23 protein-coding genes are annotated in these 25722 nt (G+C 55.2%); 8 read left to right on the top strand and 15 right to left on the bottom strand.

Annotated features, from left to right (window positions below; all coding sequences use genetic code 11):
* Positions 1-25: 25 nt before the first annotated feature.
* From KRAC_RS32360 to KRAC_RS32325, 8 genes are all read right to left on the bottom strand, one after another.
* A complete protein-coding gene (locus tag KRAC_RS32360) occupies positions 26-682 on the bottom strand; it encodes a polysaccharide deacetylase family protein (protein ID WP_007914610.1) in 657 nt (218 codons plus the stop codon).
* A 257-nt stretch (positions 683-939) separates the two neighbouring features.
* Positions 940-2151 (bottom strand): MFS transporter, encoded by a 1212-nt coding sequence (locus KRAC_RS32355; RefSeq protein ID WP_040445454.1) that lies wholly within the window; start codon positions 2149-2151, stop codon positions 940-942.
* A 570-nt stretch (positions 2152-2721) separates the two neighbouring features.
* Complete coding sequence (locus tag KRAC_RS32350; RefSeq protein WP_007914607.1) at positions 2722-3645, bottom strand: GNAT family N-acetyltransferase; 924 nt, start codon at positions 3643-3645, stop codon at positions 2722-2724.
* Between the two features lie 115 nt (positions 3646-3760).
* A complete protein-coding gene (locus KRAC_RS62925) occupies positions 3761-6469 on the bottom strand; it encodes a tetratricopeptide repeat protein (protein ID WP_007914601.1) in 2709 nt (902 codons plus the stop codon).
* A 583-nt stretch (positions 6470-7052) separates the two neighbouring features.
* The gene (locus KRAC_RS71910) at positions 7053-7670 is read right to left on the bottom strand and encodes a transposase (protein WP_007905171.1); all 618 of its coding nucleotides are present in this window, start codon (positions 7668-7670) and stop codon (positions 7053-7055) included.
* Positions 7667-8182 (bottom strand): helix-turn-helix domain-containing protein, encoded by a 516-nt coding sequence (locus KRAC_RS71905; protein ID WP_007905169.1) that lies wholly within the window; start codon positions 8180-8182, stop codon positions 7667-7669. The genes KRAC_RS71910 and KRAC_RS71905 overlap by 4 nt, the downstream gene beginning before the upstream one ends.
* A gap of 23 nt (positions 8183-8205) precedes the next feature.
* A complete protein-coding gene (locus KRAC_RS32330; protein ID WP_007914597.1) occupies positions 8206-8613 on the bottom strand; it encodes a hypothetical protein in 408 nt (135 codons plus the stop codon).
* 125 nt (positions 8614-8738) lie between these two features.
* On the bottom strand, positions 8739-10757 hold the full coding sequence (locus KRAC_RS32325; protein WP_007914596.1) for an NAD(+) synthase: 2019 nt from the start codon (positions 10755-10757) through the stop codon (positions 8739-8741).
* A gap of 86 nt (positions 10758-10843) precedes the next feature.
* Between KRAC_RS32325 and KRAC_RS32320 the strand changes: the two genes are divergently transcribed.
* On the top strand, positions 10844-11167 hold the full coding sequence (locus KRAC_RS32320; RefSeq protein ID WP_007914595.1) for an L-rhamnose mutarotase: 324 nt from the start codon (positions 10844-10846) through the stop codon (positions 11165-11167).
* Between the two features lie 83 nt (positions 11168-11250).
* Here KRAC_RS32320 and KRAC_RS32315 read toward each other — a convergent pair whose 3' ends face one another.
* The 3 genes from KRAC_RS32315 to KRAC_RS32305 all read right to left on the bottom strand — a co-directional run bounded on the left by KRAC_RS32315 (position 11251) and on the right by KRAC_RS32305 (position 14929).
* Entirely contained in the window at positions 11251-12792 is a 1542-nt protein-coding gene (locus KRAC_RS32315; protein WP_007914594.1) for a DUF4129 domain-containing protein, read from the bottom strand.
* 294 nt (positions 12793-13086) lie between these two features.
* Positions 13087-13860 carry a hypothetical protein gene (locus KRAC_RS32310; protein WP_007914593.1) on the bottom strand — a complete coding sequence of 258 codons (774 nt, stop codon included), beginning with the start codon at positions 13858-13860 and terminating at the stop codon, positions 13087-13089.
* Between the two features lie 208 nt (positions 13861-14068).
* A complete protein-coding gene (locus tag KRAC_RS32305) occupies positions 14069-14929 on the bottom strand; it encodes a DMT family transporter (protein ID WP_007914592.1) in 861 nt (286 codons plus the stop codon).
* Positions 14930-15214: 285 nt separating this feature from the next.
* Here KRAC_RS32305 and KRAC_RS32300 point away from each other — a divergent pair, with 285 nt between their 5' ends.
* On the top strand, positions 15215-16021 hold the full coding sequence (locus KRAC_RS32300) for a metallophosphoesterase family protein (RefSeq protein ID WP_007914591.1): 807 nt from the start codon (positions 15215-15217) through the stop codon (positions 16019-16021).
* Positions 16022-16160: 139 nt separating this feature from the next.
* A complete protein-coding gene (locus KRAC_RS32295) occupies positions 16161-17033 on the top strand; it encodes a MurR/RpiR family transcriptional regulator (RefSeq protein ID WP_007914590.1) in 873 nt (290 codons plus the stop codon).
* A 68-nt stretch (positions 17034-17101) separates the two neighbouring features.
* Here the strand turns inward: KRAC_RS32295 and KRAC_RS32290 are convergent, their stop codons facing one another.
* Both KRAC_RS32290 and KRAC_RS32285 read right to left on the bottom strand, forming a co-directional pair.
* Positions 17102-17542: a GNAT family N-acetyltransferase gene (locus tag KRAC_RS32290; RefSeq protein WP_007914588.1), complete on the bottom strand. Its 441-nt coding sequence runs from the start codon at positions 17540-17542 to the stop codon at positions 17102-17104.
* 94 nt (positions 17543-17636) lie between these two features.
* Positions 17637-19031: an aminoglycoside phosphotransferase family protein gene (locus KRAC_RS32285; RefSeq protein WP_007914587.1), complete on the bottom strand. Its 1395-nt coding sequence runs from the start codon at positions 19029-19031 to the stop codon at positions 17637-17639.
* A 601-nt stretch (positions 19032-19632) separates the two neighbouring features.
* On the opposite strand from KRAC_RS32285, the gene KRAC_RS32280 reads away from it, so the two are divergent.
* The 3 genes from KRAC_RS32280 to KRAC_RS32270 all read left to right on the top strand — a co-directional run bounded on the left by KRAC_RS32280 (position 19633) and on the right by KRAC_RS32270 (position 22759).
* On the top strand, positions 19633-20580 hold the full coding sequence (locus KRAC_RS32280; protein ID WP_007914584.1) for a phosphotransferase: 948 nt from the start codon (positions 19633-19635) through the stop codon (positions 20578-20580).
* A gap of 150 nt (positions 20581-20730) precedes the next feature.
* Positions 20731-21405: a TetR/AcrR family transcriptional regulator gene (locus KRAC_RS62920; protein WP_007914582.1), complete on the top strand. Its 675-nt coding sequence runs from the start codon at positions 20731-20733 to the stop codon at positions 21403-21405.
* 130 nt (positions 21406-21535) lie between these two features.
* On the top strand, positions 21536-22759 hold the full coding sequence (locus tag KRAC_RS32270; protein WP_007914581.1) for a cytochrome P450 family protein: 1224 nt from the start codon (positions 21536-21538) through the stop codon (positions 22757-22759).
* A gap of 118 nt (positions 22760-22877) precedes the next feature.
* On the opposite strand, the gene KRAC_RS32265 is transcribed toward KRAC_RS32270, so the two are convergent.
* On the bottom strand, positions 22878-23738 hold the full coding sequence (locus KRAC_RS32265) for an LLM class flavin-dependent oxidoreductase (RefSeq protein WP_007914571.1): 861 nt from the start codon (positions 23736-23738) through the stop codon (positions 22878-22880).
* A gap of 116 nt (positions 23739-23854) precedes the next feature.
* Positions 23855-24268: an NUDIX domain-containing protein gene (locus tag KRAC_RS32260; protein WP_007914566.1), complete on the bottom strand. Its 414-nt coding sequence runs from the start codon at positions 24266-24268 to the stop codon at positions 23855-23857.
* Between the two features lie 129 nt (positions 24269-24397).
* Between KRAC_RS32260 and KRAC_RS32255 the strand changes: the two genes are divergently transcribed.
* Entirely contained in the window at positions 24398-24994 is a 597-nt protein-coding gene (locus KRAC_RS32255) for a class IV adenylate cyclase (protein WP_007914564.1), read from the top strand.
* A 30-nt stretch (positions 24995-25024) separates the two neighbouring features.
* A complete protein-coding gene (locus KRAC_RS32250; protein WP_007914563.1) occupies positions 25025-25576 on the top strand; it encodes a DUF4334 domain-containing protein in 552 nt (183 codons plus the stop codon).
* Positions 25577-25722 lie beyond the last annotated feature (146 nt).

Genomic DNA, 25722 nt, shown 5'->3' with positions numbered 1-25722 from the left:
GAGGGTTTGGCGGGAAAGAGGATGTTCATAAATAGCTCGCCCCTGGGTGTCTATGCTCATGGGGCAGGTGCGAGAGTAGCTGGCAAATGGTCACAAAGCGGTAGCCGCGTTCAAAGAGGGTTTCTATTATTTTGGGTAGGGCGGCAAGCGTCTGGGAGCGGTCGCCACCTCCATCGTGCATCAGGATAATTGAGCCGTTCTTCACATGGTTGAGCACATTATGCAGAATTGTATCCGTGCCGGGGCGCGACCAGTCGTGTGCATCAACATCCCAGGCCACCGTGACCAGTCGGAGGCTGGTTGCGAGCTGAAGTGAAGATGCGTTATACGCCCCATAGGGGGGACGCATCACAAGGGGTCGCTGGTGGGTCACTCGTTCGATCGTGTTGTTGGTATGTTGCAACTGCCAGTACTGGCCCTCCAGGCTTAAACCGGTCATGACGGGATGACTCCAGCTATGATTTTCAATCTCATACCCGGCTTTATAGGCGCGCAACGTCAGATCAGGAAAGGCCTGAACCTGGCGTCCGATGCAGAAGAAGGTAGCTTTAATTCGATACGCTTCGAGGACGTCCAGTACCTTCGCCGTAAAATTGGGGAAGGGTCCATCATCAAAGGTCAGTGCAATTTCATGTAGATTCTTGTTCCCGTGGGTGATCAAAGGAATATGCGTCTCCGGCATCTCTACTACATACCATACCCTACCATGCCATATTGTACTATACGGAATGCTTTCCTACAACACAAGTTAATAGAAATTTTAGTTAGCGATACCAACTTTTAATGTAAATTATGCTAGCTACATGAGTTAATGCAACTTTTCAAACAGGCGTACGCGCCTACGCTCCCCAAACAGGATGCTGACGCGAGGTGCGTAGACGTTTGGGAAACGCGTCAATGCCCGCCAATGTAGGCGCGTACGTAAGTAGCGCTCTTACCCTAGTCCACTCCCCGCACTTTGGGATGCAACAGTCCCAGACCGACGATAAGCAGGCTGAGGAGGCCGCCAACCAGGAAGGTTGTGGAGGGTCCGATATGATCGGCGGCGATGCCCGCCAGGGCGTAGCCGATGGGTAGGAGGGAGTAGGAGCCAAGCGCGTCGATGCTGGAGACGCGCCCCAGGAGCTCGGCAGGCACCAGCTCTTGCAGGCTATTGGCCCAGACCAGGTTTAGTGTGCTCGTACCCGCTCCCAGGACGAACATCGCGAGGCACATTACCACAAGTACCAGGGGCAGGCCCATGACAAAGAGCATCAGTGACGCGACCATCCAGGGAAGATAGACCTCGTAGCCCCGGTGGCGCAGGCGCTTCATGCGTCCTAGCCAGATCGCCGCCAGAATCGAGCCTGTGGCCTCAAAGGCCAGAATAAAGCCGTAGAGCTGGGCGTTTGCGCCAAAGCGCAGCTTGACGAGCAGAGGCATCGCCGCGTCCAGGGGACCGCTCAGGGTCAGGTTGCTCAGGCCTGCGACAGCGATGGTTACCCACAGCCAGGGCGAGGCGAGCACCGTTCCGATCCCCTCGCGCAGGTCCTTCAGCACGCTCGATTCAGCCTCCATCGTGCGTACCAGGGCACCCTTGCGCGGCATAGTAAGCAGGCAGACAGCCGAGACGATAAAAGACAGGGCGTCAAAGCCAAATGCCAGCGCTGTGCCTCCCTGGGCGATCACCAGGCCCGCCAGCAGGGGACCGATGATGCCAGCCAGTTGCGCGCTAATGCTACGTAACGAGTTCGCGCTGGGCAGGGCCTCGGACGGCACCACCTCTGGCACGATGGCGGTATAGGCGGGATAAAAAAAGGCATCCACCACGCCGAAGAGCGCGCTTATGACCAGCACATGCCAGACCTCTAACAACTGCGTGGCGGCCAGGAGTGCCGCCACACCCACAATAGCCGCCCGCGCGAAGTCTGAACCCAGCATCATATGCAGGCGCGAGAAGCGATCCACAACCACGCCTCCCAGCAAGAGTAGCAGGAGAGTCGGCGCATTAGCGAATATCAGCACCAGGCCCATTGTGGTTGCCGAACCCGTTTTCTCCAGCACCCACCAGGCCAGGGCCACGTTATAGAAGCTATCACCCAGGCGCGAGATAGTCTGCCCGCTCCACAGCAGAGCAAAAGCGCGATGACTAAGCGATTTCAAGAAATCCATAAAGCCGGTATTTCCTTCTGTCGAAACAATCTTCAAGCCCTTGCCCGTCTGATAATTTCTGGTTGTTGGTGTGGTGCTCCCTGGCTGCCGTAGGCAGCCAGGGAGCACCACACCAACAACCATGGTAAGCGCCGCAGGCGCGAGTGGTCACACACACACACAAACATACATATAAGGCAAAAGGACATAGACCACTCAGGTATGGGTAAAAACAATAGGGGTTAAGCAGGGAGAAGGAGTTTCCAGAAGGAGAGCGTCTCAGAGGACGAAAAGAGACGAGCAAGCAGAAGGCTTTTTGCCACGAGACAACGCCTGCCAAAAGCAAACCAGGGACATAGGAGAAAGAGGCACAAAGCGCCTCACAAAGAAAGCAGCGGGAAAAGTCAGCTTCGGGCAAACCTCATCAGGAAACTCGCGTACCTGACGTTGCTCGTTTACTCACTTATTGTTCCTCCAAAAATAATCTTATACTATTAATATACGCTAAACACCCAGAAAAAGCAAGAGGAATTTTACAATGGTCATGTGTGGAGAGGCGCGCAGGCTATGCCTGCGCGCCTCTCCACACATTTACCCCCTTTTCGAGAGCCAGTGGTAGGCGTAGAACCTGTGGAAGCCAGCGGCGGTGCCCAGGCCTAGCATGGCGGCATTATCGCTGCTGGTCATGAAGGAGGCTGTGTCGACGTCCCGTGCCTTGAGGTAGCGCAGACCGCCCAGGAGCACGGCCTTGCCCAGCCCCCGTCGCTGGTAGTCAGGGTGGACACCTATGGGATCGGTATAGCCCCAGTTGCGCCCACTCTGCGCGTTCTCCTCGGGATGCACCAGGCAGATACAGTACGAGACGAGCGCCCCATCTGGGGCTTCAATCACCAGGTCCCCGCGAGGGTCATAATCCGGTTCGCGCATGATCGAGAGGCGCTGCTCGACGGTCATATTCTGCGTGCCAAAGGCGGCGCGATGTAATGCCACACACGCCTCGACCTCTTCTTCCCCAACGATATGTCGCAGCTTGTAGCCCACTGGCGGTTCCGGTTCGGGAATCTCATCGGCAAGTGTCCGCACCATCACAGGTACCTCGCCCTCCTCAAGCTCGAATCCTGCCTGGAGGAGGTAGCACAGCCTCTGCTCATCACTATCGCGGCAATTGGTCCCCAACTCCCGCTCTTCTCCGTCTGCTCCACTGGCGGCGCGCACCGCCGTCGCATAGGCGATAATCTCTGCGGGAATGCTCGTCTCCCACGCCATCGGATGTATCAAGAATGAGAAGGAACTAGAGGGAAGCGCCACATTCGCATAAGCCAGGAGCCGCCCCTTACTATCCTCCCACAGCCGGATATGTGTATGCTGTTCCCTCCGTACCGGATTAAGAAACTCATGCAGATCCGTCAGCGAGGGATAATCGACTACGTTCTCAGGTGTCGTACACACTCGGCGCAGTGCCAGCACCGCCTCCCTATCTACCTCCTCAACATAAGCACGTGTCGTAAATGTCATTTGGCCTCCTGCCTTTCCATTAAAAGCAAACAAACAATTACAGACCGCGTAGTGCTTGTAAACCGCGCACCTACCTTTTTCTCCGGCATGGGTGTGGGAGGTTGCGGAAGGTGCTTCATACCCCATACCGCTCCAGCAGCGGCCTGGCATACTGCTCAAAGAAAGCCGGGTTATCCTCTCTTAGCCAGTAGAGTGGCCTCAGCAACACTGGCGGCAAGCCATTCGCCAGCGCCTGCTCAATTGCCTCGACCGCCAGGTGTGGCTTCCCTCGATAATAGTAGGCGCACAGCATCCCTTTCCAGAAAAAAGCATCTATTGATTTGGATCTAGCATGAATTACTGCATCTAGTTGTATCAAACCCTTCTTGAGTTTTCCACGAAGCCCAAATGCAACTCCTAGGCAAACCAGAGAAGTATATTTTTGAGGTTTTATTGCAGCAAGTTGATCCAAATGTCCTGCTACTTCCAATCCAGGATATTGCTCAGTTAAAGAAACAAATACACACATCCATTTAGCTTTTAGATCGTTCAAATCTTTCTCTACCGCTGTTATAAAGTCTTGCTTAGCCTTTTCCACATCATTTATATATAAGTATGAATATGCTCGGTTGTAGTAAGCAGGAGCATAATTGGGCTCGAGGCTAATAGCGGTGTTATAGTCATCAATGGCTTTGTTATATTGTTGTAAGCTATTGTAGGAAATGCCTCGATTATTGTATAAAATGGCGCGAGTAGAATCTAGGCGAGTAGCAACGTTATAGTCATCGATAGCTTTGTTATATTGTTGCAATTTATCGTAGATAGCGCCTCGATTGTTGTAGGCGATGGCAGAGTTTTGCTCGAGGCTAATAGCGGTGTCATAGTCCGAGAAGGCGATCTGATATTGTTTTTGATCAAAGTAAACAAGGCCTCGGAGCATGAATGCATATGTATATCTTGGCTTCAAATCAATGGCCTGACTCAAAAAGCGTATACTATCGTCGTATCTTTTCTCCTCACGATGTTTTTTTCCGAGCTCATAATAAGACCCGGCGAGTGCTTCTTTTAGCTCTTCCTCTTGTGACAGGACTGTAAAGGCTTGCTCATACCATTCCACTGCCTTATCTGCATTCTGCCGGAGATTCGCCTCTCCAAGACGCCAGCAGAGGGCAGCCTCGAGTTCTTCAGGGGAGTTTAGTAGCGCTGGGAGCCTTCCAGGCGATTGTAAATAGAGTTTGTGAAGTTCTTCAAGCCCGTGTAATTCTTCTGGCGATGGCTTTCTGTTATGTAACTTGACAAGGCTACTGGTTGCCCAGGTCCAATTGTTCTGTTCGCGTATAAATAAAGAAGAGATAAAAAACTCTCCGACTTGTTTGGCTTCGCTATTGATTCTGCGGTTGTAGATGGCGGCGGCAATCATAAATGGCAGCAGGTGGCGCAGTCCTTCGACAGGGTCGAGCCAGTAGAGATGCTCGCAGAGGTCGAGGTAGAGGGCGGTCCAGTCTTCGTCTTGCAGGCGCTCTTTAAGAGTGCTGTATGCGCGCTGCTGTTCTAGCTCTTGCAGGGCGGTCTCTATGCTCTCTTTCAATGAGCTATTGATGGCCTGGATCTCTGGCTCTTTGCGGCGCTCCAGGAGGAAGAGGCGCAGGAAGTGGCGTACCTCCCGGTGGAGCGAGGGCTCGCCCTTCTCGGTGAAGATGAAGCTGTAGCGGCGATGCAGGTGGCTGAGTGTCTCTTTGTAGCGCGTTTTGGCCTCTTCTGGCGTCAGGCCGAGCGCCTGGGCCAGGATCATAGGCTCGTCGGTGCGCCGGAGCAGGGCCAGGGCGTAGAGCTTGCCGCGCTCACGCTCGTCGATGCGTGTATGCTGGAGGTAGCGGTAGACCATCTTGTCGATGATCTCTTTGCGCCCCTCAACCTCTTCGGTGACCTGATTGATATCTATCGTCTCGCTGTAGAGCGCTGCGGCAATGTTGACGGCCAGGGGAATGCCCTTCGTGACATCCCAGACGCGCGTGATCTCGTCCTGTGCTAGCATTGGCAGGGGTGGCTCACAGGGGAAGTGCTGGCAGAGCAGCTCGAAGTACTCTCTGATATTGTCGGATGTGAAGGCGCCGACATCTTCGGAGTTAAAATTGATCGAGAGGCCATGCTCAAAGGGGACAAGGTCTTTATAGCCATACTCGGGTGTGGTGCTGCGCTCGCGCTGGCCCACGCCCGACCAGAGGTTGTCGCGCCCGGCGATAATCCAGCCCACGCGTGGACCCGCTGCGGCCATGACCAGGCGCAGGAACTGATCGCCCTCGTCGACCTCCTCATAGGTATCAAAGAATACCAGGATGGGGTAATTCGCGGCACAACGGGCCAGGTCCCATCCCAGCGCGAAACCCAGCCGCCGCGCCGGATCCAGGTACTCCTCCAGCCGCTTGCCCAGGCGTCGATGAAAGCGCTGGTAGAGGTAGGCCACCTGCTCGCCCGTCAGCTGGAGCAGCGCGTCCGCCCCCTTCTTGACCTTCTCGTTTGTGACTATCCCCTTGCTTCCTGGCACATACGTGCTCAATGCGCTGGCAACGATATCGATAGTTGCGCCACGCAGGGACGAGCCGAGATCATCCTGTTCGCGCCTGACCTCCTCCAGGATCTTGCCGCTCTCGCGTCTGACCTTCTCCACTTCGCTGACCGCCTGCTGGTAGGCGCGAAAATCTCCCAGTTGCTTATCCAGCCTGGGAGCAAGCTGGGCACAGAGATCCTTGTAGTAGTGCGCCTTTGTGCCACAAATGTCTCCCTTACCCGTCGGGGTAAGCTCACTAGAGCAAGGTGAGTAACACAGCGACTTACCCGTTCTCATAGAGAGCGGGGACACCTTCACCCGAAAGGCGTGGGGGGAAAATAGCATGTCGTGTCAAAGGTGAGTGAAGCTCCAGTCCCAGGAGCCAGAGGCTCATCAGTGAAGCTGTATAGGGTGAAGTCTTGATTGGCTGAATTCAAGTCACGGCGGAAATGGAGCAGCCCACAGGAGAAGGGACTATCGCCTGTGTCCAACGTGTAGGGGAACGGTACTACTTTCCCTACAAGCTCTCGTTGGAGCCAGCCCTCACGGAGAGGGAAATGACGAAATGGGCACCTACGTACAGACTGAGACATTTGATGGAACTAAGGGATCGCCTAAACCCCGTAAGGGGCATGGTGACGGAGCGACCATACGAGTTGGGTATGTACCCAGCAAAGGGTTGCAGGAGGCCACACTCAAAAATGGTGGTTGACACGGATGTGTCAGAAGACCACTGTGGGAGTGGTGTTGAAAAGACACTGGCCTCTGGAGAGCTTCATGCATCGAAAGGGTGCACGTGGAGTTCGGAGGGGAGGGGTTGATGCTCCCGAGCAATCGGGACTTGGCCTCTTACCCTACCGCCAGTGGGTCTAGTGCAAGATTACGAAACCTTTTCGGGAAGAGATAAATGTGGCTCATATGCACACCCATAATAGGCACAGACTCGCTCAGCGAGGTGGTGAGCCGAAAGCAGCCCATTGGTTTCGGCCACATTGCGTTTGCCATGCACCCACTTGGGCTCAATTGGATTGAGCCAGGGACTTTTGGTGGGCAGTTGGAAAGGCAAAATCCGTACCCCTTCGTCCGTTTGTTTGACAGCGAGGTTGTGTTTTCTGATCCAGGTGCGCACCATCTTACTCACATGCCAGGAGGCGTTGTCCCAGATGAGGAGCCACTGACGTTTGCCTTGTGCGGCCAATTGCTGACAACACCAGTCCAGAAACTGGATGGTGATCTCACTCACCGGGCGTCCTGTGACAAAACGAAGCCACATCTGCTCTCGCACGGGTTCCTCCGTGGTTCCGTTTTGCCAGAGGACACCATAGCACGCCAATGCTTTTGGGTCAGGGTCATTCTTTTGCCAGGATTGCTCAACCAAACGGACTGGGTACTCTGGATCTTGCCAGGTGTGAAGGCGTGGAAGAGCAAATCGGCTCCACCAGACCTCGTCGAGGAAGCCAATGGCCCAATCAGAGCGGGGTTGAGCGTACGCGATCAAGCGGTCACGAGCCTTTTTTTTCGTGCATACTGCGGATCGGGGCTGGTAATCCAGTGCTTGGCTCGTTTCCAACTGACGCCCAAGCGCTTGAGCGCGCGGCGGACACTGGCAGCAGTGGTCGGGGCAGCTACGAGTCCTTGTGACAAGCAGATTTGCGCCACCAGTGGGAGAGACCAGAGATTGCGCTCGATACCAAAATCGCGCGGGCTGCGATGGAGCAGATCGCGCAAGGCTGGCAGATTCTCGTCGGCAATGCTGGTGCGTAGCCGATGAGGGCGACAGGACTCCTTCTTGAGCACGTCGAGCCCCTGCTCGTTGAAGTCTTTGATCACATTGCGCACTGTCTGGTCGTCGCAGCCCAGCTGCCGCGCAATGGCGATGGCTCGCTCTCCACGGGCTGAAGCCAGAAGGATCTGGCAACGGCGTAGCACAAAGGCTGAGCCGGAGCGTAAGTGAGCCTCGATATGGGCTCGCTCGGATTCGGTGAGTGGTCGAATGAAAATGGGTTGCATACCTTCTCATATCGGCTACTTTCCTACTTTCTTTTGGACGATTGCACTAGGGCCTGTCCCTGAGAAGGATTATAAATCGCGCGCCGCCCCTCAACCGCGAACTCCCAATCCACAGGACCACAGAGCGTGAGGCGTCCACCCATGCCCTGCTCGTTCGCCTGCGATGCGATGCCATAGTAGCGGTTGAGCAGCGTGCTTTTGCCAAAGCCACCACGCCCATAGAGCATCACGACCAGCCCTGGTAGCTTGTTGCGAGGCGAGGGCAGTTCAGGCGCGCCGGGTGCGTCGAGCTCCTCCTGGGCCAGCGTATACTTCCATTCGCGCAGCAAGCGGCCAAATTCGGCCATCTGCTGCTCGCGCCCAATAAAGATCTGGTTAAAGTCGAATGGTTCCTGCGCACCCTGCGCGTCCGGCTGAGGCGAGTGTGCCATCTACCCACATCCTTGCGCAAACTACAATTTTTATACCTCTATATAATAAAGCCTTTCCAGCCTTTATTATACCCTGGAATAATTATGTGCTGGGGAGCTGGCTGCGCCAGCTCCCCAGCACATAATTATTCCAGCTCCTCTAATTCCTGGCGCCAGAGGGCGCTGCTGGCGTCGCTGGGCATGCGCCAGTCGCCACGGGGCGAGAGGGCCACTGAGCCCACCTTGGGGCCATCGGGCATGGCCGAGCGCTTGAACTGGGCGGCGAAGAAGCGCTGGTAGAACATCTTCAGCCACTCCAGGACTTCGGCGGGCTGGTGGTGCTTGGCGAAGACCTGGCAGGCCAGCCAGTAGACCTTGCGCGGCGTGAAGCCGTGGCGCACCACCTGGAAGAGGAAGAAGTCGTGTAGCAGGTAGGGGCCGATGGTGGCCTCCGTCTCCTGTACAAGCGCGTCGTTCTCGCCCAGGGGCAGCAGCTCGGGACTGATGGGCGTGGCGTTGATGTCGTGCAGCACCTCGGAGGTGACGCCGCTGTAGACGCTCTCGGCGCACCACTCGATCAGGTAGCGCACAAGCGTCTTAGGCACGCCCGCGTTGACGTGATACATCGACATGTGGTCGGCGTTGTAGGTGCACCAGCCCAGGGCCAACTCGGAGAGGTCGCCAGTACCCACCGCCAGGCCGCCAACCTGATTGCCGATATCCATCAAGATCTGTGTGCGCTCGCGAGCCTGGGCGTTCTCATAAGTTACATTGTGCAGGTTGGGATCGTGTCCGATATCTTTGAAGTGCTGGAGAACCGCGTCGCGAATGGGGATCTGGCGCAGGGAGATGCCCAGAGATTCCGCCAGCCGCTCCGCGTTGGAGCGTGTGCGGTTCGTCGTACCAAAGCCGGGCATGGTGATCGCCACGATACCCTCGCGTGGAAGCTCTAGTATCTCGAAGGCCTGTTGGACGACCAGCAGGGCTAGCGTCGAGTCCAGGCCACCAGAGAGGGCAATCGTAATATTTTTGATGCCTGTATGCTTGAGTCGCTTGGCAAGACCCATCGACTGGAGGTGGAAGATCTCCTGACAGTGTTTGGCCCGCTGTGAGGGATCGGCGGGGACAAAAGGCGTTGGCGTGAGATCATTGCGCAGAAGCTCAGTTTGCTCGCTTGCTCCAGCTCTCTCGGGCAGGTTGAATGCTAGCGTGCGATAAGTCCTATCGGGTAGGGCCGAGGAGAAGCTGCTATTGCGCAGACGCTCGTGGTTCATGCTCTGCACATCGACGTCCGCCACGGCCATCTGGGTGGAGAAGAGGAAGCGCTCCGTCTCGGCCAGCATGCGTCCGTTCTCGTTAATGTAGGCACCCCCGGAGAAGACCACGTCGGTCGTGGACTCGCCCGGTCCCGCCCCCGCGTAGAGGTAGATCGCCAGGCAGCGCGCCGCCTGCTGCTGGATCAGCGCGCGTCGATACTCGGTCTTGCCCAGGATCTCATTGCTGGCCGAGGGATTCAGGATCACGGTCGCGCCCGCCAGGACCATGCTGCCGCTGGGTGGCTGGACCGCCCACAGATCCTCACAGATCTCAATACCAAACATACAGCCGGAGAAATTGTTGGCGGAGAAGAGCAGGTCCGTCCCGAAGGGAATGCTTTCCCCACCAAGCTGGATCTCGCTTAGCGGGCAATCCTTGGCGGAGCTAAACCAGCGCTCCTCATAATACTCGTTCGTGCTTGGCAGATAGGTTTTGGGGACGATGCCCAGTACTTTGCCATCACTGACGAAGGCGGCGCAGTTGTAGAGCTTTCCACCCAGGTGCATGGGCAGGCCCACAACGGCGGCTATCTGTGCCTCTGCCGCTGCCTGGGCGATTGCGAGCAGGGCCTCGCTCGCCTGCTGGAGCAACACGGATTGATAGAAAAGATCGGCGCAGGTATAGCCTGTGATGCATAGCTCAGGAAAGAGGGCCAGGCGAGACCCGCGTGCCGCCGCCTCCCGTAGCGCATCAATAATAATCTGTGTATTATAGCGAATATCCGCCACGCGCAATTCTGGTACCACGACCGCGACACGCAGAAAACCCAGCGAGGTCGGTGAGAATAGATCTTGCTTCACGTTTTTTCCTTCTTCCCTCTTCTGATGAAGTACCTTTGAGTATAGCATATCTGAGGTTACCTGGCTGGCGCCTTCTCATTGACAAAACACTCTTTTCTCGCGTACTCTTATCTTCGAGGAGGGAGATTCAGAACATGAAACGCTATGGACAGATTATTGGGGTAAAACCTGGGCAGATCGAAGCCTATGAGCGCATCCATGAAGAGGTCTGGCCGGAGGTACTGGCCACAATCGAGACCTGCAATATTCGTAACTATACTATTTTTCGCCACGGCACCCTGCTCTTTGCCTATTTTGAGTATATCGGAGACGACTTCGCTGCCGATATGGCGCGCATGGCCGCCGATCCCAAGACGCAGGAATGGTGGCAGCACACCGATCCCATGCAAGAACCGCTCGTCGACCGGACCGAGGGCGAATGGTGGTCCGTCATGCGCGAGGTCTTTCACACAGATTAAGAAGAGTGCCTCTATATTGATATTTAGGATTAATTGTGTGATGCCGGGTTGCCACAGGCAACCCGGCATCACACAATTAATCCTCACCTTACCTTGGGGCGCAGCTCCTGCCAGCTCTGGCGCATGGCTGCTATCTCGCCTTCGCCTGGTTGGGTGCCGCTGTAGCGCGTCATAGTGTACACATTGGTTAGCCGGGTTAGTTCTCCTTCTCCAGCGGGCATGGATTCAAGCAGGCGCTGGCGAAACTCGGCCGGAGTCTCGTCAATACGGCGCGCATAACCTGCTTTGAAGGCGTGGCGGAGAAATGCGCGATAGATCTCGCGCACAGTGCGCGTGGAAAGCTCGCCCGTAAGCTCTTCACTCCAGGCTATGTCCTGCTGCTTACGCATACGTAGATGCAAAGTGCTCAGGCCCCTGAAGATGCCTTGCCTGAGGCTCTTGAAGAAGGCTTTGAGTTGCTCTTTAAAAAGCTCCCAGGACCAGGCACTGGCGTATATCTCCACAATGATCTGCTGTGTATGGCGCCTCCTCGCGGCCCGCGCTATCATCCACCTTGTGCTTAAGATGAGCACTAGTACGACTGCCAGGATGCCAGCCGCCAGGCGCAGCAAAATGGTCCACTCTGGATCGGCCTGCCCAGGTCCAGGTTTTTTCGCTACTTTAGGCTTGCCACCAACGTTTCCGTGAGGGGGAACCTGATTTGTAGGCAAAGACTTTAACCAGTGGAAGAAGGGATCAGTCAACTGAGCCAGCCAGTTGGGCGAGAGTATAAAGGTAATCAGCAGAGCCACCAGGAGTAGCACGAGGCTAAAGAGGAGGGTGTTGAGCAAGAGCTTTCCCTCCTGTGCTCGGACACTTCCCAACAATCCTTGAGCGTGATAATGCTCATGGCGCTTCTCCGCCGCCTTCACCAGGGTATGGGCTAGCAGACCTAGAAAGAGGAAGCCCGGGATGACCAGCCAGAGCGTGCTATCTGTGGTGTTTACTCCCCCCATCGTGCGCACCAGCAGCACGCCCAGGAGAAAGCCAATCCCACTCTTGAATGCCTGTACGATGTCTTGGACCTCGATGTCCTTCCTCGACAGGGCGAGACCCCGGACACCGAAAAAGCCTATAAGCATTGCAATGAAGAGCGCCTGGACGGTATAGAGGGGATTGTTGGTAATATCATCGAATGCGAGGGCCAGCCAGCGCGGATCAAGCAGAAATGCTTGCTGAGTATACCACTGGACCCAGATCACGACCAGGAACAGCACCAGAAGCGACCCCGAGTACCAGCGCGTGGAAAGCTGCCTCAGTCTTTTTAACGTAACGCCCCCGCTTTGTGAACGCCGTGCCAGCCAGAAACCAAGCAGCCGCTGCATAGTTTGTGCCAGCCAGAGCAAGCCACAGGCCACAAGAAAGAGCCACCAGGCTGGAACAACCTGGTCAACTTCTCTAAAAGGTGGAAAGTTCGCCATGCCCTTTAACACTACCAGGACGATACAGGCATCGATAGATGCCAATAAATAGGGTAGGAGGCGTTCACCCATGCTGCCAGATGTATTTGCGTTACTATATTTTTTATGTTCCAGAGCCGTATGGCTATCCTGTGACGTGGCGGCTAACGGTGAGGATAGTGGCATGTGGTATCTCTTTCTTAGAAAGGGCAATTCAAACAGAAAGCTTTAAAGCTTGTTAGTATGCTATAAGAGTATTTGCATATATATGTATAATAAATACGCTTCTTTCTGGTTAGAAATCACAAAAAGAGAATTGATATGTAGTGTCACACCCTTTTTCAGGATATGTTCTCAGCACCTGCAGTGCTTCACATAGGGTAAGGGTGCGTGGCGGAGGTTGGCAGAGCCAACCTCCGCCACGCACCCTTACCCGGTGAGCCACGTAGCAGTGAGAAGGTCCGGCACCCTTGCGCCCATTTACATGCAGGAGTTAGAGTTATTCGACCATTCCTTCTGGATGGTATAGTTCCCCTCCTGGCGGGTCTGCCAGGCGCAGATGTCGCCAATCTCGCCATTGTTCTGGTCGTACCAGCCCTGTCCGGGGATGGGATCTGTGATCGCCTCGCACAGCTCATGTGAACTGGTCGATGTGAGCGAATCGAACGCACTGAGGTGATTAGTGCAGCCTGCGCAGTCGGGGTAGGGCATGACGGCATAGTAGATCTTGTTGTTGATGGCGTTGTGATAGCCGCAGAACGAAGAGCAGGAGCTATCACCACTCATCGTGACCGTTGTCCCGCTCGGCAGGTATACAAAGTAGAGCGTATTGGCCGTGGGTTGTGGTAGCGTAGAGTTAGCAATTGCATCGGTTATGAATTGCTGGATCTGGTCGTCTGTGACATTAGAGCCGGGCTCTGAAGTGGTAAGGGTTGTCGTGCCAGAGCGGCTCCCGCGCCCAATCTTCTGCTCGACGGTGCTATACTCAGCCATCTGGTCCAGCAGTGGACTGGTCAGGATATAGTCAAAGAAGGAGTTTAGCTTCTGCGCGAGGTCGCTCTCGGGTGCCTGCTGCCACTGGGAGCCCCAGAAGACGGTGTAGACCTCTACAGCGGTAAGCAGAGGACCATTGTTATAGACAAGTTGCGCCGTAGGAGCAGCAGTTTCTAGAGAGGGCGAATGTACAGGAACAATACGAATAGGCTCGTCGTAAGAGGGGAGGCCGGTTTCGGATGAGGTGAAGTTGCTCGCCATAAAATCCATTCTCCTTGCATTAAGGACGACGACGTGCGCATTTTGCACTCCCCCATTCTATCTCACGAGGTCAAACTCAACCAGAGTCCCTCTGCCGTTAAAACAACTATTGGCTTCCCCCGAGGGATTTCTGGCAAATTGTAGGGTCTTGCATGGACTCTTCTCACCATGCGATATGCCTACCTCTCCGCACCATTGCCAGTCATTATTAGCTGATAGCAAGGAGCGTAATCCCTACCAGGATAAGCGCGGCCGAGACTATGCGCCGCGCGCCCTGTTTCTCCGCCAGGAGGCGCGTCCCCATCAGGGTGCCGATCAAAACACTGCTCTCACGTAGTGGCGCGACCTGGCTGACTGGATTCGAGATCAGAACAAATAGAATGATCAGGTAGGCCAGGGGAGAGAGAATAGCAACCCCCAGTACCTCCAGGCGCTGCGATCTCCAGGTTTCCTTAACCTGCCCCCAATGCTTTAGCGAAGCTGGCAGCAGCAAAACAGCCATCACAATGCTTGTAAACTCCATCATCAGTAGCGGCGAGGTATGCAGCGTACTCACGGCCTCTTTATCCCACAGCGTATAGATAGCGATAAACACGCCTGTGAGGAGGGCGTACAGGATAGCGCGGCGCTTCCCCTCAGCAAAGATGCGCAGGGGATTCCCAACCAGGAAGACGATCCCCACGATAAGCAGCGCTATGCCCACTAGCGCGCCCACCGCTGGCCTCTCGTTAAAAATCGCGATGGCGAAGAGCGTTGAGAGCAGCGGACCCGTGCCGCGCGCCAGCGGATAGGAGAGCGAGAGGTCTCCAGTCTCATAGCCTCGCTGCAAGAAGAGAAAGTAGGCCAGGTGCAGGCAGGAGCTCCCCAGCGCAAAACCCACCTGGACCCAACTGAACGACGTATGCCCGGCGAAGAGCACATACGATAACACAGGCACATAGATAATGCTCGCCAGCACATTAAATAACCAGACAAAACCCTTGCTATTCCCCGCCCTCTTCGCCATAAAATTCCAGCTCGCATGCAAAAACGCCGCCACAAGCACCAGCAGAAACACAAAAGGACTCATAATTACCCAGCCTCCTGCTCTAAAAAAGAAATATTGTTTCCTAAATCAAAGATAAAATAAAGTTTCATTTCTGTCAAGGCGAATGATCGATTGAACCCTTCTTTTCAAGGGGAGTATGTGTGCTTGGTATGGCTTGTGGGCATTGCCCACAAGCCATACCAAGCACACATACTCCCCTTGAGTGCCGTAGGCGCGAAAGCTTAACCTCTCTTGACAGAAATTTTATTTCTCTATACACTAAAAGAAATAAAGTTTCTTCTCTTAATGAGACAAGGAGGAAAGGGCATGTCTTTCTCTTTTGTGCAGATTACCGACCACCATCTGGGGGAGACCGAGTCTCAATTGATGAAGGGGTATGCGACTGCACATGCTGTGCGCAAGGTTATGCGGCATATCGCGGAGCACGTCGCGGACAACATCGATTTCCTGATTATGACCGGCGACCTTGTTAATAATCCGTCTGCAACTTCTTATAGCAATGTCTGTCAGATATTCCAGTTGGAGGCTGCCTCGGCTGCTCCAGGACCAGTACTGGTCACGCTAGAGGGCCTGGAAGCATTTCCCATGTATTTTCTGCCTGGCAACCACGATGATCGCGACCAATTTTTCCGCCATCTCTTCACTGAGACGCCTCCTATGCCCCTCATGAACGCCAGCTTCCAGCATAAAGGGGTGCAGTTTATCTGCCTGGATTTTGGGGCGGGGGATGATGCCGTTATTTACCCTGAGACCCTGGCCTTTCTCGAACGCTCGTTGCAGATCGGTCTGCCATCCGTGATTGTGACACATCACCACATGGTCCCCATAGGTATTCGCTGGCTTGACACTTTCTTTCAGGATGAAGAGAAGAGTGAGGCATTCTGGAATATCGCGACCAAATACCAGGCGCAGATCCTGGGTGTGCTCAGCGGCCACGTGCATACGACATATGAGAAAATCGCGCATGGCATCCCCGTCTTTGGCCTGCGTTCAACGGCGCCCCAGCCCGTGTTCCAGGATGAGCCGCTCTTATGCCTTCAGCCGCCACATTATCGCCTGGTAACCATTCAAGATGGTATCCTCACTACGCGGATTTTTGAGGTCCCGCTATAACAGTTGTGAAGTCCCGTTATAACAGGTAGTGGGTGTGGTGCGTGCTGGTGGCCGCAGGCCACCAGCACGCACCACACCCACTAACCCGGCGAGCGCCGTAGGCGCGAGAAGTCACGCAAACAAAAGGAAGGTCATACCCATGTCGCAATCACAGGAGCGCCCCCTCATTTCGGAGGGCGTCCAGGCGCGTTTACGCGCCGCCTCGCAGACCTTGACCGAGGCCGAGGGACGCGTAGCACAGTTCTTTGAACAGCACCCCGAGGAGGCGATTCATCTCTCGGTCCAGGCCCTGGCGCAGCGTATTCAGGTCAGCGAGGCGACCATCGTACGTTGTTGCCGCTCGCTCGGCTACCAGGGATTACGCGACCTCAAACTTGCCCTGGCGGCGGAGAGTATGACCCCGCTCCATCAGATTCACGAAGACATTCTGCCTGATGACAGTGTGGGCGTGGTGGCGCGCAAAGTACTCCAATCGGACATCCAGGCCATCGCCGACACCCTGGCCGTGCTTGATGAACAGCTCTTAGAGCGCGCGGTCGAAGCCCTGGTGAACGCCACGCGTATCGAGTTCTACGGCATTGGTCCCTCCCTGCCTGTTGCCCTGGACGCCTATTACCGCTTCCTGCGCATCGGCTTGCCCGTGACCGTAACCCATGACGCCGTCATGCAGGCGGTCTCGGCCGCGAACCTGCCCCCAGGCTCCGTCGCCTTCGCCATCTCACACTCTGGTCGCACGCGTGAGACACTGAACGCGCTCCGCTCCGCCCGCGCCGCAGGCGCGTTCTGCATCCTCCTGAGCAGCCATGTACACACGCCGCTCAGCGAGTACGCCGATATAGCCCTGATCACTGCCTCGCGTGAGACCGCCTTCCGTACCGCGGCCCTTACCAGCCGCATCGCCCACCTCAGCGTAATCGACGCCCTCTACGTCGCCGTCGCCTCGCGCCGCTCCGAGTCATCCCTCATCGCTCTCGAACGCTTCTCCGAAGCCATCGACGAGCACCTCTTATAAGCCCGCGCTCGACTCTGCGATTATGCTATAGGGTCCATGCTTGCATGGACTAAAAACGTTTACGCTTCTCAAAAAGCGTAATCCACAGTCCCGGTATGACCTCTCTCCCCTATCTCACTAAAGCCCAATACTTCATATAGTCGTTTGGCAGGCAAGTTCCTGGCTCCCGTTGAAACGATAATCCTCTCTATCCCTTCCTCGACCTCCTCCACAAAGCTTACAAGCGCCTTGCCGATACCACGCCGGAAATAACTGGGATGAACCACCAGGCGATAAATATCCAGGAGGCTGCCCTCTCGCTTATATGAAATAGCCCCTGCCAACTCGCCATCTATCCAGCAGCCATAGAAGATCTCGTCACTGTTTTGAAGTGCCTCAAGGTCCTCCTGCAAAGCCGGAATAGCGGACGAGCCGATCAGTTTCGCCTCAACCAGGTAGGCCGCTCGCTGCACCTCCAGCAAGCGCTGTGCCTGCTGTATACTCTGAAGCTGAATTTTGCCTATAGCCATGAATGATTTTCTCTCTCCTGGGGCTTTAAGTTGATTGTCCTCTGCTTCAATGGACGCATGTGTTGCTTGTATGCAAAATTATATAGCCTATCTGCTAGCCAGCGTCGTGCAGGCGGTCTAGCAGCACTTTGAGGTTAAGGGGGACGCCGTGCTGCATCTCCCACCTGGCCTTCATATGAGGAATGATGAGTGTCGCGTAGAGCATAGCCAGGTGCAGGGGGGCCAGCCGCTGTGCCAGCTCAAAGGCCTCTACCAGTTGCGCACGGGCGGCATAGCGCTCCCAGGGCTGAAGATAGGCCTCACGTAAGCGAATCCGGGCCTCGGGCCAGCGGGCCTCAATGTCGAGCAGGAAAGGATACAGGCTAAAGAAGGGGTGGGCGATACAACTATCAGTCCAATCGAAGTACAGATAGTCGCCCCCGCTCAAGGCGATATTCTGCGCGTGCAGGTCGCCATGTTCAAGGGTCTCAGGAAGACCATAGCCAGCCAACTCCTGGCAGAGCGAGCGTATAAGCGGCAGTGCGTCATGCAGTCGCCGTACCTGCTCTAGCGAGAGGGCCGTAGGAGTGTCAAATAACAACGACTGCTCACTTGTGAGCAAGCGCTCAAGCTGATCTGGCAGAGTCGCCAGTGGGAGGCGTGGACACCCCAGCTCCTCCAATTGCTCTACCTGTGCGCTGTGATCAATTTGGATGTGATCAATTTGGATGTGATCAATTTGTAATATGGCATAGCGGCGCAGCGCCTCCTGCCAATCTGCCAGGTCCAGGCTCTGGTCCAGGTGCTTACTACCGAAGTCGTGCATCAAGAGCCGGTGTTCACGCTCATCCACGGCCACAAGCGCTGGCACACACCCTACCCGGTATCGTGCCAGGTGTTGTAGCAGCGTAAGCTCATGTCGGAAGAACGCAGGCAGGGCCTTAAAATAAAAAGCATTTTCCTTGGTCTGTACTCGCAGCAGGCAGCCGCGCTCCGCCACGCCCACCTGCTCTATTGAGACTAAGGGTTGGGCCTCCGGCTCTGCCAGTGCTTGCTCAATCCAGACCTTAGCCTTCGCCAACCAGTCAGGATGATACCAGGGAGTGCGCTCTTCTTCGTCCCGCTTCGCCAACCACTCTTCCAGCCATACAAGATGCTCCTCCGGCGTGATCATAAACTCTTTCAAGTCCTCGATGTCAATCCAGCAGGCATCAGCCGGAAGATTATCATAGGACGAGTGTAGCTCCATAACATAGATCCGGCTAAAGTGCATTGTCGCGCGCTCAAAGTCCTCACCCAGGCAACGCACCGTCGACAAACACACGTCAAGCAAGCCCTGCATCTCACGATTAAAGCGGGCCACCTCTTTCCACGAACTATACTCGTCTGCCTGCCACTCCACCTGGGGCAGCATCCAGCCACCTTGCACAGCCCGCAAGAGGACCCGCTTCTCTCCAGGATGCATGATAATACCCGCCATATTGAACGTATAGCGTGCCGAATCCGCCATATGCCAGTCTATACCTCCAATCTCTATAAGGAGTCTCGCCACCAGCCATAATTGTATGGGCACTACTCAATAATGGCAATACCGAGGGTGTGACGCCTTTCGTGGAGGCTTGTTCGAACAACCTGATAAAATTTCCCAGCAGAATATTAATGAGGCGTCTATGGCGGTTGGCTGTTCTTCTATTGACGGGATAGAAGAATTTGGGTATTCTCGTAGTAGAGTTAGCAGAAGCATATTTGTAGGCTCTTGCAATCAAGAAGGGTTTGAAAAGACAGGTATGGCCGATATCAGGGTAAAGTTTATGCGCAAGTACGGTTTTCGTACGCGCTGCTGTGGGCATTGCACTCCTCCGCTCCTGGCCCACGGCCGTACTATGCCCTTTTTCAGGCTCAGAAGCGCGGGAGTCGTAATTGAGTCCTAGATAAAGACGACTGAAAAAGCTGGCCGTGGGTGATATGTGCATCGCCCACGGCCTTTGTGCTTCTCTAATGTAAGAAAACAACCGTGAGGCGAACGCGCTGGCTCGTTGCCCACGGTTGTTTTCTCTCTGGGTGGCTGCTCTGGCGTGCTCCCTCACATGTACGTGAAAGGAACAAGGTTTATGACCACCCCATCTGACCGCCCATTGATGGCGAAACTCTCTGCTATCGCCGCGTACTTCGCTCTTGGCGAGATACGTTCGTATAAGCGCGCGCCTGGAACCAATCACAACTACCTGGTTGCCACTGAGGAGGGCGAATATCTCTTCAAGATCATCGTAAATACCACCCTTGAAGATGTCCTGAATGGTTTGCCTTTCCTGCAACGCCTGCAAGAGCAGAACTTCGCCGCCACGGCTTACTACTTACGCTCATCCTCTGGGCAGGTCTTCTATCATAGTCCCGATTGTGATGCCGTCGTCTTGCAGCGCTTGCCAGGCCGTAATCCCTCCCTCTCACCGGCAGTTTGCCATGAGATTGGCGTGGTCCTGGCGCGTCTGCACTTAGTTCCATGTGACAATCTGCCAGAGAAGCGGCACTGGCTCGATGCGCGCTATCTGCCCGAAACTATAGAGAAAGCTGTAAATATGTATGGTACTGAGCGTTTGCGTGAAACGCTAGCTGTAATCGACTCGCTGAAGCATTTTCAGCCAGCTACCTTTCCCCAGTGCATCATACATGGCGACCTGGATACCTCGAACTGCCTGTTTGAGGGGGAGCGTCTCGTGGCCTTTGTCGATTGGCAGGAGGTCGGCGTGAGCGCCGCAATGATGGATTTCGTTCAGACCGTGATCGGCTTCTGTTTCGTTGAACAGGATGCCGGGTCGGACTACTGGGCGCTTTTCAATTCTGAACTCTATCATGCCTTATATGCAGGTTACACGAGCATAAGGCCGCTCACTCCTTACGAGCAAGCCCATCTCGATGCCGCCTTGAAGTATGTTGGCCTGACCCAGCCCGCCTGGTCCATGCTCATGTGGGAGCACTATCATCCCGGCGAACAGATGATAGAAACCAATTTACTCTTCTGGAAATATGGCCTGGATAAACTAACGTTACCCGTCTTGTAGAGCGCGTTCCTGTCGTCGCGACAAGAGATTTCCGCACCAATCTCTTGTCGCGACCTTTTTCCCCCTTGACATCATCCCGCATTTCCGTGTACTATTGTCACTAGTTAGTGACGTCACTAATTGGTGACATTTTGCGAGGAGAAATCTGGTATGACTGAAGCTGGCAAGAGACGGGGAGAGGCCAGCCGCGAGGCTATTCTGGCGGCAGCGGAGAGCGTCTTCGCGGAACATGGCTTTGATGGTGCGCGCGTCGACGTAATTGCCCATGCCTCGGGCTATGATAAGAAGCTGATCTTTCGCTACTTTGGCGATAAGCTTGGCCTCTATGCCGAGGTGCTCAAGCGGGCCGACCAGGAATCGAATATCCTCCTGGCTCGCGTCTTTGCGCCTTTGCTGGCGGACGAAACCCTTGCTCTCCAGGCCCCGCAGTTCAGGTCCTTCCTTGAATCAATGCTCTACACTCTTTTTGACTATCTGCTTGAGCATCCGCGTTTTGTACGCATCATGACCTGGGAGATGGCTGAGGGCTGGCAGACCTATACCCAGATTGCCTCACAATTTCCTAATGAAGATCTTGATCAGTTTGAGCGCCTCTTTCATAAGGCGCGCAGCGCGGGACTGCTCAGGTCAGACTATCTGCCTGCGATCCAGTTGTCGACGATCACGCAGTTATGCCTGACCTATCTCGCCTCCCTACCTTTATATAAGACGCTGTTACCAGGAGAGGATCTCTCATCTCGCGAGGGCCTGGAAAGCGCTCGCGAGTATATCGTAGCTTTTGTGGTCGCTGGTATGATGGCCGATCCCACCGCGCCACAAAACTAGTGCAGAATGATAGGAGACAGGCGGAAAGGGGGTGCAGGGGTTCTCCCCTGCCGGGGCGCGGGGTGTCCCCGCTCTCTCCTCTTTTCCAAAACGCTTTAATGGATAGGCACTGGAAAGGAATATAAACAAAATGACAGAAATCACATTACAGGAAGTTTTCGCGCAGAAACATAATCCCTACCCGGCCTATGCGCGCCTACGCGAGCAGGGACCTCTCGCGCGCTGGAACTGGATGGGGCAGGATATGTGGCTGGCGACCACCTATGAGGACATCATCGCGCTTTTGAAAGATCCGCGCCTGACCATAGACATGCAGAAGCTTCTATCCCCAGGGCATGAGCAGAGTCCTGGTGGAGGATACTCTGCGCGCTATGTGCCCCTCGCTGGCATGCGGCACCTGCTCAACACGGATCTTCCAGATCATAGCCGCCTGCGCACCCTGGTCTCCAAAGCCTTTACCCCGCGCATGATCGAGCAGTTGCGCCCACGTATCCAGCAGATCGCGGATGACCTGCTCGACGCCGTTCAGGAGCAGGGAGAGATGGACCTGGTCGCCGACTTTGCCTTTCCGCTGCCCATTAACGTCATCTCGGAAATGTTGGGCGTCCCATCGGAAGACCGCCAGCAATTCCGTACCTGGACCCAGACCATCGTGCAGAGCCAGGGTGCCGCGCTTTCGTCCGAGAAACAGGACGCAGGCCGGGCCGCCGAGGCAGAATTCATCAACTATGTCAAAGCACTGATAGCTACAAAGCGAAAACATCCAGACAACAGTTTGACAAGCGATCTGGTGCGCGTCGAAGAGCAGGGTGATAAACTGAGCGAGAATGAGCTTATCTCCATGATCTTTCTGCTGCTTACGGCTGGACACGAGACAACGGTGAACCTGCTTGGCAACGGTACGCTGGCCCTCTTAGAGCATACGGACCAGCTAGAGCTTCTACGCGCTGATCCCAGCTTGCTTCCCTCGGCCATCGAGGAGCTTTTACGCTATACCACTCCCGTAAGCCTTACCGCTCCGCGCTGGGCCCTGGAAGACATCGTGTTGCATGGCCAGGTGATCCGCCGGGGCGAGATGGTGCGCTGCGCTCTGCTAGGGGCTAACACCGACCCCCAGGAATTCGCGGATCCCGAAGTCTTGAATATCCTGCGCCAGGAGAACCAGCACCTGGCCTTTAGCAAAGGCATTCACTTCTGCCTGGGCGCGCCCCTCGCCCGCCTGGAGGGCCAGATCGCCATCGGCACCCTGCTCCGTCGCTTGCCCCACCTACGCCTGGCAGTGTCCCCAGAGCAGATCGCCTACAAGGATGCCGGTTCCCTGCGCGCCCTCGCGGCCCTGCCGGTCACGTTCTAAGATGTGTCCGACGCTGCTGAAGCACGCGTCTTCATATTATGGTACGAGCATATCGCGCCATGATATGTAGAAGCAGGTGGCGTGCCTGATCGACGCTGCTGAAGCACGCGTCGTCCCCTTACTCAACCCGCAATGGCCCGCGCAATACGCCCTCGCGCATGGTCTCCAGGTCGCCAGCGGGTATGTACTCTACCCACCAGGTAACTCCCGCATCGGCCAGGGATTTCATCAGGGCGCGATCCTGCTCCCAGTCTTTCGAGCGGCTGCGCCCTCCAAGCTTGATCTCGTAGGGTTTTCCTCGCTGCTCTTCGCTGCGATGGCTCTCGATGAACTCCTTGAGTCTATGTACCTCATCGGGCGTCCAATCGCTGTCATCTCCCGGCTCATGTTGCTTGTAGAGGCAACATCCCTCATAGCGTGCTGCCCGGAGTGATGGCCCCTTTAGCGGCCAGCCTCCACCGACCAGGATGGGGATGCGTGGTTTCTGCACCGAAGTTGGCAGGAAGGTCATCTCCCGCACCTGGTAATACTGCCCCTCATAGCTGAAGGGCTCGCCGCTCCACAACCCCACGATGACATCTAGCGCCTCGTCCAGCATCTTCGCGCGCTCTTTAGCATCGCTCACCTCATTGACCCGAGTAAAACCAGCCTCCCCCGCGTCGCCGGAACCCACACCTAGAATAAAGCGTCCATTTGACAGTTGGTCCAGTGCCAGCGCCTCGCGCGCCACCTTCCATGGACGCCTCCTGCTTAATGGCGTAACTGACGTTCCCAGGCGTATATGTTTCGTGCCGATGGCCATCGCTGCCATCGCGATCCAGGGATCACAAGTTGGCACCGCTCCATCACTCTGATGCACAATATAATCCTCGACGAACACTCCATCCCAGCCCGCCTCTTCCGCCAGGCATCCCAACTCTGCCAGCACCCGTGCATCCCCGCACACGCCACCATTCGGGAGCGAAAGACCATACCGCATAAACCGACTCCTTTCAGACTAATCCGTTCCAAGGTCGTATTAAGCAGTATAGCCCGCCAAAATGACACCTTATGTCTTATTTGCGGTAAGCCTGGGGCATGTGTGGTGATGAAATATTAAATCTCTTGAAGGCAGGCAAGCACTCGTTGCACCTCAGGATGGTCAGAGATGGTCTCAGTAGGGAGCCATGCCACATCCTCTAGCATTTTGTGCTCCACCTCTGCATCCTCCGGATCGTATCCTAGAGTGACTTCTGCATCAGCATCAATTTCGACGAGAAAGATAGACGACGTTCCCAGATCGTATGGAAGGGTAAAGAGGAAACGGAGAATCTTTCCTTTTAAGCCTGTTTCCTCTTCCAGTTCACGCAGCGCAGCCTCTTCGGGACTCTCTTGTGGCAAGAGCCCACCACCTGGTAAGATCCATGAATAACTTCCATCACGCCACCGATGTTTTACCAGCAGTATTTCCTGGTTGTGATTGCGGAGAACCGCGGCAGCAGCCCGCGGCCTGGTAGATGTTGATGCCATATCGATGCCTTTCAACTTTTGTGTCCCCTATTGTATCATGAGGAAATAGAAAAAGCCCTGGTGTGAAAACAGGCGAGGAAGTATAATTGATGTGCGTCGATTTTTAGGCCAGGCAAGAAAGCGAGAGCCATGCGTACTGAATATGAGGCCACATTTCCTGATGTCGATCTGGAGGAGATACGCCAGCGCCTCAAACAATGTCAGGCCCGGCTGGAGCGCGAAGAATTTCTCCAGAAGCGTTACGTGTTTGACCTGCCAGAGGGACAGGATATTCCTGGCGCATGGTTGCGTCTGCGGCACGAGGGAGATCGGATTACCCTGACGCTGAAAGCGATCACAGGCCAGGCCATCGAACTACAACAAGAGCTCGAAATCGAAGTCAACGATTTTGAGCAAACCTCGGTGTTACTGAGTATGTTGGGATGCCGCAGACGCGCATACCAGGAGAGCAAGCGTGAGCTATGGGACCTGGATGGCGTGCAAATCACTCTTGATACCTGGCCGTTCTTAGAGCCATTCGTCGAGGTCGAGGGATCATCTGAACAGGCCGTACGCGATGCCTGCACTCACCTTCAGCTATCCTACGAGGAGGCCATCTTTGGCTCCATCGACCAGCTCTATGCCCGGCGATATAATATCTCGCGAGAGGTTATCACGCAACAAATCTCTAACCTGGCCTTTACCGAAGACTCACGCCATGAATTCAACCACTACATAAACCAGTAGCCGCGTACGCAAGTAGCGAGGAGAACATCTATGACAGATGCCAGGCAAGCAGACGAGCTGCGAGAGCGCGCATACCAGGATCGCATGAGCCTGCAAGAAGCGCTTGAGTTGTGCGACGGCCTGCCAAGCGTCGAGATCGAGACCATGTTGGGCAGGTGGCGTGGGAGCGAGGTCTCCACCCATCACCCAATGGATGGGATGTTAGCGACCTTTGGCTGGTACGGCAAAGAGTTTATTGATCGCGACCATGTTCACCCTCTGTTATTTTCTGATAATCATAACCAGATCTTCGCCCTCGACCCCAAGCGACTGCCCCTCTCGCTCGGACTCAAATTGCCCTTCCTACGCAACAAACTGACGCGCCAGTTGCTGTTTATGGCGCGCTTCCTCTTGCAGACCCGCCAGGCGAAGGCGCGAGTACGCATGGTAGAGTATCGCGGCAAAGTCAGTGCCTCCATGCTCTATGACAACCTGCCGATCTGCGATACCTTCCGCCTCATTGATCAAGACACGCTTCTGGGCATTATGGACTTCAAAGGCATGGAGCAACCCTTCTTCTTCAAACTGCATCGCGATAAATAGCTGTTTTCAGCATCTTAAGGATGTGTTGAGCCAAAAGAGGTGCAGGAGGGAACCCTCCTGCACCTCTTTTGGCTCAACACATCCTTAAATTCTACCCCTCAAATAGTACTACGCTCCCTTGTTTTATATACAAATATATAGCAAAA

Source organism: Ktedonobacter racemifer DSM 44963 (genome assembly GCF_000178855.1).
GTDB classification, from domain to species: domain Bacteria; phylum Chloroflexota; class Ktedonobacteria; order Ktedonobacterales; family Ktedonobacteraceae; genus Ktedonobacter; species Ktedonobacter racemifer.
Note: the sequence above shows the minus strand (reverse complement) of the source record. Positions and strands in the feature narration are given on the sequence as shown.